Genomic DNA, 7,486 nt, shown 5'->3' on the forward strand with positions numbered 1-7,486 from the left:
GGCGGACGGCGCTGTCAGCTCTCGGGCAGGAGGGGGCCGAGCCGGGCTTCGGGAAACGAGGGGGTACGGGACGCGCGGCCTGCCGCACACGCTCCTGACAGGGTTCAGGGCTGTGGGCATCAACCTTCTGCCGTGGTGCAGAGTTTATACGACAAATGTTCAGGCGGTGTTTCGCCTAGCTGTTTCCGGCGTGAACCGCAAGAGCCTATTCAGTCGGAGATTTGCGGGAATCGTCCCGACTCCGAGTGGGTCGCACCGCGATGACCTCGGGTTGTGCCCGTACGGCGGTCGGCCCGATGCCGTCGGCGTTTTTCACGAGTTCCCCGGGGTACCCGAATCCGCTGGGTGCCTCATGCCGCGTGAATGTGCCTCTGGTCACACGAATCCAGAGTAGCGGGTGCGGCGCGCAAGCGGGACGTTATCGATCGCGTCGGCGGGGCATCATCCCACCTGACCGGGACCCCGGCGGCCGATCTTCGGCCCGCCCTGCGAGGAGGGATGATGCGATGGGGGAGAAGGTCGTGGCCGGCCAGTTCGACCTGTCCGATCGCAACCGCTACCGCGACAAGCTCCGGCGGTGCCTGAAGGGACTGGAGCGGCTGCTGGACGAGAAGCGGTTCGACCGGCCCAAGAACCTCATGGGGCTGGAGATCGAATTGAATCTGGTCGGCTCCGACGGCATGCCGAGAATGCTGAATGCGCAAGTTCTCGAGCGGATCGCCAGCCGTGACTTCCAAACAGAACTCGCCATGTTCAATCTGGAAGTCAACATCGCCCCCCACCGATTGGGCGGCCGGGTATTCGACCGGCTCGCCGAGGAGCTCAGGACGTCGCTGGCATATGCCGACCGAAAAGCCGGAGAGGTGGACGCCTCCATAGCGATGATCGGAATTCTGCCCACCCTGGGCAGGGACGACCTCGTCTCCTCCAACCTCTCCGCCGTCGACCGCTACACGCTGCTGAACGACCAGATCGTGGCGGCCCGCGGCGAGGACTTCACCCTCGACATCGACGGTGTGGAACACCTGACCTGCACCTCGAAGTCCATCGCGCCCGAGGCCGCCTGCACCTCCGTGCAACTGCACCTGCAGGTCACCCCGGGCCGCTTCGCGGACGTGTGGAACGCCGCGCAGGCGGCCTGTGCCTCGCAGATCGCCATGGGCGCCAACTCGCCCTTCCTGTTCGGACGCGAGCTGTGGCGGGAGTCGAGGCCCCCGCTGTTCCAGCAGTCCACCGACACCCGCCCGCCCGAGCTCCAGGCCCAGGGCGTGCGGCCGCGCACCTGGTTCGGCGAGCGGTGGATCTCCTCGGCGTACGACCTCTTCGAGGAGAACCTGCGCTACTTCCCGGCCCTGCTGCCGATCTGCGACGGCGAGGACCCCCTCGACGTGCTGGACGCCGGCGGCGTGCCGAAACTCGCCGAGCTCGTCCTGCACAACGGCACCGTCTACCGCTGGAACCGCCCGGTCTACGACATCGCGGACGGGATGCCGCACCTGCGCGTGGAGAACCGCGTCCTGCCCGCCGGGCCCACCGTCACCGACGTGATCGCCAACGCGGCCTTCTACTACGGCCTCGTCCGCGCGCTCGCCGAGGAACCCCGGCCGGTGTGGACCCGGCTGTCCTTCGAGGCGGCGGCGGCCAACTTCGACGCCGCGTGCCGGTACGGCATCGGCGCCCGGTTCACCTGGCCCCGGCGCGGGCGCCACTCCGGCACGGTGGAGGTCGACGCCGTCCGGCTCGTCCGCGACGAACTGCTGCCGCTCGCCGAGACCGGCCTGAGCGCGTGGGGTGTGGAGCGGGCCGACCGGGACCTGTATCTCGGAGTGATCGAGGAGCGGTGCAGGCTGAGGACCAACGGCGCGGAGTGGCAGGCCGCCACCTTCCACCGGGCGCTGGAGCGGGGGCTGGGCAGGGAGGCCGCCCTGGCCGCGGTCACCCGGCGCTACCACGAGCTGACGAACCTCGGCGACCCGGTGCACACCTGGCCGGTCGGCCTGCCGGAGCCGGTGCCGCTGGGCTGAGCCGCGTCTTCCGCATCAGGGGCGTCCCGCGCCTGGGGCGTCCCGCGCCTGGGGCGTCCCGCGCCAGGGGCGTGTCGCAGGGGCCGCTGATGCCCGCGAGGAGCGCATCGGGCAAGCTGTGACGTCCCAGGACGGTGTGCGGGAGGCGCGTGTGCAGGCGGAGGCGGGGCCGGGGGCCGATTCTTTTCCGGGGGAGCGGCCGTCGCGGCGGATCCTCCGCGACGAGACCCTGCTCGTCCTGGCGCTCTCGCTCGGCGCGAGCGGCGTGTCCGCCCTGATCAGTTTCATCGGCTCGGTCACGAGACCCGGTGGACTCAAGGACCAGGCCGCCACGCTCAACGCCTCCGCCGCCCCGGGCCGCCCCTGGCTCGACCTCGCCTGGCAGCTGTTCGGGATCGCCACGGCCCTGGTCCCCGTCGCCCTCGTCGCCCACCTCCTGCTGCGTGAGGGACGGAGCCTGCGCACACTCGGCTTCGACCGCACCCGCCCCTGGCCGGACCTCGGGCGCGGGGCCGTGATCGCCGCGGTCATCGGCAGCACCGGCATCGCCTTCTACCTGGCCGCCCGCGGCTTCGGCTTCAACCTCACCGTGGTGCCCGAGGCGCTGCCCGCCGTGTGGTGGAAGTACCCGGTGCTGATCCTGTCCGCACTGCAGAACGCGATCCTCGAAGAGGTCGTCGTCGTCGGCTACCTGCTGCGCCGGCTCGGGCAGCTGGGCTGGACGCCGGGCACCGCGCTGGCGGCCAGTTCCGTACTGCGCGGCTCGTACCACCTCTACCAGGGCATCGGCGGCTTCGTCGGCAACCTGGTGATGGGCGTGGTCTTCGTCTGGCTGTACCGCCGGTGGGGCCGGGTCGGCCCGCTGGTCGTGGCGCACTCCCTGCTCGACATCGGGGCCTTCGTGGGCTACGCGCTGCTGGCCGGGAAGGTGGGCTGGCTGCCGACGGCGTGAGCGGAAACGCGGGCCGGGAAGACGGCGAAGGGGCGTACGGGACCGTCGTACGCCCCTTCGCCGTCTGCTGGGCTTTGCCGTCTACCGGGCGAGCAGGTCGCCCTCGATGACGGTGACCGCGCTGCCGGTGAGCAGGGTGCGGTCGCCGCGCAGGCCGGTGCGGACGAGGCCGGAGCGCGGGGAGGCCTGCAGGCCGGTGAGGTCGGGACGGCCCAGGCGCTCGGACCAGTAGGGGGCCAGGGCGGTGTGGGCGCTGCCGGTGACCGGGTCCTCGTCGATGCCGACGTTCGGGAAGAAGCACCGGGAGACGAAGTCGTATCCGCGGGCGGGGTCCTCGGCGCGGGCGGTGGCGATGATGCCGCGCGCGGAGTAGGCGGCGAGGGCCTTGTGGTCGGGGGCGAGGCCGCGGACCGTCTTCTCGTCGGCGAGCTCCAGCACCAGGTCGCCGACGTTCGGGCCGGTGTCGTAGGCGGTGCGCGGCTCGGCGCCGAGGGCCCCGGCGACCCCGTCGGGGACCTCCACCGCGGTGAGCGGGGCGGTCGGGAAGTCCAGGGTGATCGCGCCGTCCTCGGCGGGGGTCGCGATGAGTACACCGCTGCGGGTGGCGAAGCGCACCGGTCCCTCGTGGGCGCCCGTCGTGCGCAGGACGTGGGCGGTGGCGAGCGTGGCGTGGCCGCACATCGCGACCTCGGTGGTGGGCGTGAACCAGCGCAGCGCCCAGTCGGCCTCGCCGCCCTCGGGCAGCCGGTGCGTGAACGCCGTCTCGGCGTGGTTGACCTCCAGCGCGACCTTCTGGAGCCAGTCGTCCTCGGGGAAGGCGTCCAGGAGCAGGACCCCCGCCGGGTTGCCGGCGAAGGGACGGTCGGTGAAGGCGTCGACGATTCGAATCCGCATGCCCCGACGGTAAGGGGTGCGGCGCGCGGCGGGCCAAGGCCCATGGACGGTCGGCGGCCATGGCGCGGCAGGAGCGGCATCCCGGAGGAGGGTTGTCGGACGGTTGTTTCCGATATATCGTCGAAGCATCGCGATGGATCGATGATGGAACGGAGTGGTGGCGATGCGGGCTCACGGATTCGAACGTGGACACCGGCGGGACGGCCCCCGCCACGGCCGGGGCGGCTTCGGCGGCTTCGAGGGGCGACGGGCCGCGTTCGGGCCCTTCGGGCCGGGTGGCCCCGGTTTCGGCCCCGGCTTCGGGCCGGGCCCCTGGGGCGGGCGAGGGCGCGGCAGGGCGCGCCGCGGCGACGTACGGGCGTCGATCCTGGCCCTGCTCAAGGAACGCCCCATGCACGGCTACGAGATGATCCAGGAGATCGCCGAGCGCAGCGGCGGTGCGTGGAAGCCCAGCCCCGGCTCGGTCTACCCCACCCTCCAGCTGCTGGAGGACGAGGGCCTGATCGTCAGTGGGAGCGAGGGCGGCAGGAAGCTGTTCTCCCTCACCGAGGCGGGCCGCGCCGCGGCCGACGAGGGGCCGGACGCGCCCTGGGAGGAGGCCTCGCGCGGCGTCGACCGGGAGGCCCTGAGCGAGATCCGGCAGGCCGGCTTCGGCCTGATGGAGGCTTTCGGCCAGGTCTGGAGGACCGGCAGCAAGGAGCAGCGCGAGAAGGCGCTCGCCCTCGTCGACGAGACCCGCAAGAAGCTGTACCTGATCCTTGCCGACGAGGACTGATGATCGTCCGTCGTCCCGGGCGGCCGGTCCGGAAGCCTGTGCGGGACCGGTGGAGCGCCCGTGCGGGGGGTACGTCCTGATCTCATCCGTAAGGAGGAGATTCCATTCGCCCGGGTCCACTTCCCGTGGGACGCGGAAATGCTCCCCGCCGGGGATGACCGGAGCCGGAGAGGCTGATGGGCTGGGGGATGCGCGATCCCGTGTTCCCCGGCAGCCCGCCTCCGGGCAGGGCGCCCCCCGCCCGGACGACGACGCCCGGCTCAGCGCCGAGCTGGCGGCGGTGGTCGCCGGTGCTCGCAGGAGGGCGGTCCGGGACGGGGACCGGCAGATCGACACCGCCCATCTGCTGCACACGCTCCTGGAGTCCGACCCCGAGGTACGCGCGGCCTTCGACGGCGCGCCGCGGATCGCCCGGCTGCTCGGCTACCTCGTCCAGCGCAGCATCGGCTACGGCCTGCGCTGGCAGAGCACCGTGGAGGACTCCGGCGCCCTGCCCGTGGCGACGGAGGCCGGCGGCCTCTCGCCGGTGGCGTCGGCCGCGCTGGAGTACGCCTGCGAGCGCGCCGCCCGGCGCGGCGAGGGCCTGGCGCGCGGCGTCGACCTGCTCGCCGCGCTCGTCGCGGCCCCGGGGGCACGCGCCGTCGAGGTGCTGGCCCGTGCCGGAATCGACGCGCGGGACCTCGCCGGCCGGCTCGACAACGATGCCAGGGAGTGCCCGGAGGGCTGTGTCGTCAGGGGCGGCGGAAGCGGCTGCTGAGCCGGGACGGGCGGGCGTGGCCGCCGGTGCTCCCGTCCAGCCCGTGGGACAGGTGCCACCGGGGGTGACGCTCATGTCATCGCCTGCCATCATGTGCCGGTGCGTACGTCTCAGATCAGTCAGGGCCGTTCCGGCAAGGGCGTCGGGCTCGGTCTCGCGCTCGTGTCCGCAGTCGCCTTCGGCGGTTCCGGCGTCGCGGCCAAGCCACTGATCGAGGCGGGCCTCGATCCGCTGCACGTGGTGTGGCTGCGCGCCTCCGGCGCCGCCCTCGTCATGCTGCCGCTCGCCGTGCGGCACCGCGCGCTGCTGCGCAGCCGCCCCGCCCTGCTCGCCGGGTTCGGCCTGCTGGCCGTGGCGGGCGTCCAGGCCTGCTACTTCGCGGCGATCTCCCGCATACCCGTCGGGGTCGCCCTGCTCATCGAGTACCTGGCGCCCGCGCTGGTGCTCGGCTGGGTCCGGTTCGTGCAGCGGCGGCCTGTCACCCGGGCCGCGGCGCTCGGAGTGGTCCTCGCGGTCGGCGGACTCGCCTGTGTCGTCGAGGTCTGGTCCGGCCTGGGCTTCGACGTCCTCGGGCTGGTGCTGGCGCTCGGCGCGGCCTGCTGCCAGGTCGGCTACTTCGTGTTGTCCGACCAGGGCGGCGACGCGGGAGAGGCGGCCCCGGACCCGCTCGGCGTCATCGCCCACGGCCTGCTCATCGGCGCCGCCGTGCTGACGGTCGTGGCGCGTCCCTGGACCATGGACTGGTCGGTGCTCGCGCACGGCGCGGACATGAACGGCACGTCGGTCCCGGCCGTCGCCCTGCTCCTGTGGCTCGTCCTGGTCGCCACGGGCGTCGCGTACGTCACCGGAGTGCTCTCCGTGCGGCGGCTCTCTCCCCAGGTGGCGGGGGTGGTGGCGTGCCTGGAGGCGGTCATCGCGACCGTGCTGGCCTGGGTGCTGCTCGGCGAGCACCTCTCGGCACCGCAGGTCGTCGGCGGGGCGCTCGTGCTGCTGGGCGCGTTCATCGCGCAGTCGTCGACGCCCGCGAAGGGCTCGGCGGAGCCGGTGGCGAGCGGCAGCCCGGAAAGGGAGCTGTCGGCCCGGGGAACGGCGGCCTGAGGTGCGGGCTTCCGGTGGCCTGCCCGTCGGGCGCGGCCTGCTCTACCTGATCGTCGCCGGTGCCGCCTGGGGCACTGCGGGCGCGGCCGCCTCCCTGGTCTACCGGACCAGCGACATGGGACCCGTCGCCCTGTCCTTCTGGCGCTGCGCGGTCGGCGTCGTCCTGCTGCTCGCCGTGCGTCTCCTGCGCCCCCGGCCGTCCGTGTCCGTGCCGGACGCCGCGACGCGGCCGGGGAACCCCGGACGGACCCTGGGCCCCCGGCTGCGGCGGTCCGCTGCCGTCGGCGCCGGCCTCGCCGTGTTCCAGACGGCCTACTTCGCCGCCGTGGCGGCCACCGGGCTGGCCGTGGCGACCGTCGTCACCCTCGGCGCGGGACCCGTCCTCATCGCGCTCGGCGCCCGGCTCACGATGGGCGAACGGCTCGGCCGGGCGGGCCTGACCGCCGTCGCCGGGGCGCTCGCCGGGCTGGGCGTGCTGGTGCTCGGCAGCGGCGGTGCCACCGTACGGCCCTCGGGGGTGCTGATCGCGCTGGTGGCGGCGGCCGGTTACTCCGCGATGACCCTCCTCACCCGCTGGTGGGGCCGTGACGGCGGGGCGGAGCAGTCCGGTACGACCCTCGGGGCGTTCGCGGTCACCAGCCTGTGCCTGCTGCCGTTCGCGCTGGCGGAGGGGCTGGTGCCGCACACCGAGGACCCGGTACGGCTGCTGTGGCTGCTGGCGTACATCGCCTCGGTCCCGACCGCCCTGGCCTACGCCCTCTACTTCGCGGGCGCCGCCGTCGTACGGTCGGCCACCGTCTCCGTGATCATGCTGCTGGAGCCGGTCAGCGCGGCGGTGCTGGCCATCGTCCTGCTCGGCGAACGGCTGACGGCGGCCACCTGCGTCGGCACCGCGCTGATGCTCGGCTCGGTCGCCGGCCTCGCCCTGGCGGAGGCGCGCGGGGCACGGGCGGCGCCCGAGCCGAGCATCAGCGCGGTGCCGACGC

The 7,486-nt window shown here is 73.3% G+C and carries 7 protein-coding genes; 6 read left to right on the plus strand and 1 reads right to left on the minus strand.

The features are described 5' to 3' along the window. Positions 1-506 precede the first annotated feature (506 nt). Both C1I97_RS26715 and C1I97_RS26720 read left to right on the plus strand, forming a co-directional pair. On the plus strand, positions 507-2,024 hold the full coding sequence (locus C1I97_RS26715; protein ID WP_111005712.1) for a glutamate--cysteine ligase: 1,518 nt from the start codon (positions 507-509) through the stop codon (positions 2,022-2,024). Between the two features lie 151 nt (positions 2,025-2,175). After that, positions 2,176-2,976 carry a CPBP family intramembrane glutamic endopeptidase gene (locus tag C1I97_RS26720; RefSeq protein ID WP_111005718.1) on the plus strand — a complete coding sequence of 267 codons (801 nt, stop codon included), beginning with the start codon at positions 2,176-2,178 and terminating at the stop codon, positions 2,974-2,976. Between the two features lie 81 nt (positions 2,977-3,057). Here C1I97_RS26720 and C1I97_RS26725 read toward each other — a convergent pair whose 3' ends face one another. Beyond that, entirely contained in the window at positions 3,058-3,870 is an 813-nt protein-coding gene (locus tag C1I97_RS26725) for a PhzF family phenazine biosynthesis protein (protein ID WP_111005713.1), read from the minus strand. A gap of 163 nt (positions 3,871-4,033) precedes the next feature. On the opposite strand from C1I97_RS26725, the gene C1I97_RS26730 reads away from it, so the two are divergent. From C1I97_RS26730 to C1I97_RS26745, 4 genes are all read left to right on the plus strand, one after another. Beyond that, entirely contained in the window at positions 4,034-4,645 is a 612-nt protein-coding gene (locus C1I97_RS26730) for a PadR family transcriptional regulator (protein WP_111005714.1), read from the plus strand. 154 nt (positions 4,646-4,799) lie between these two features. Next, entirely contained in the window at positions 4,800-5,402 is a 603-nt protein-coding gene (locus tag C1I97_RS26735) for a Clp protease N-terminal domain-containing protein (protein WP_111005715.1), read from the plus strand. A gap of 93 nt (positions 5,403-5,495) precedes the next feature. Beyond that, positions 5,496-6,500, plus strand: a complete 1,005-nt coding sequence (locus C1I97_RS26740) for an EamA family transporter (RefSeq protein WP_111005716.1) — start codon at positions 5,496-5,498, stop codon at positions 6,498-6,500. Position 6,501: 1 nt separating this feature from the next. Continuing rightward, positions 6,502-7,486, plus strand: a 985-nt coding sequence (locus tag C1I97_RS26745) for a DMT family transporter (protein WP_111005717.1), incomplete at its 3' end; no start/stop codon positions are given.

The sequence above is a fragment of the Streptomyces sp. NTH33 genome, assembly GCF_003236365.1.
GTDB lineage: Bacteria > Actinomycetota > Actinomycetes > Streptomycetales > Streptomycetaceae > Streptomyces.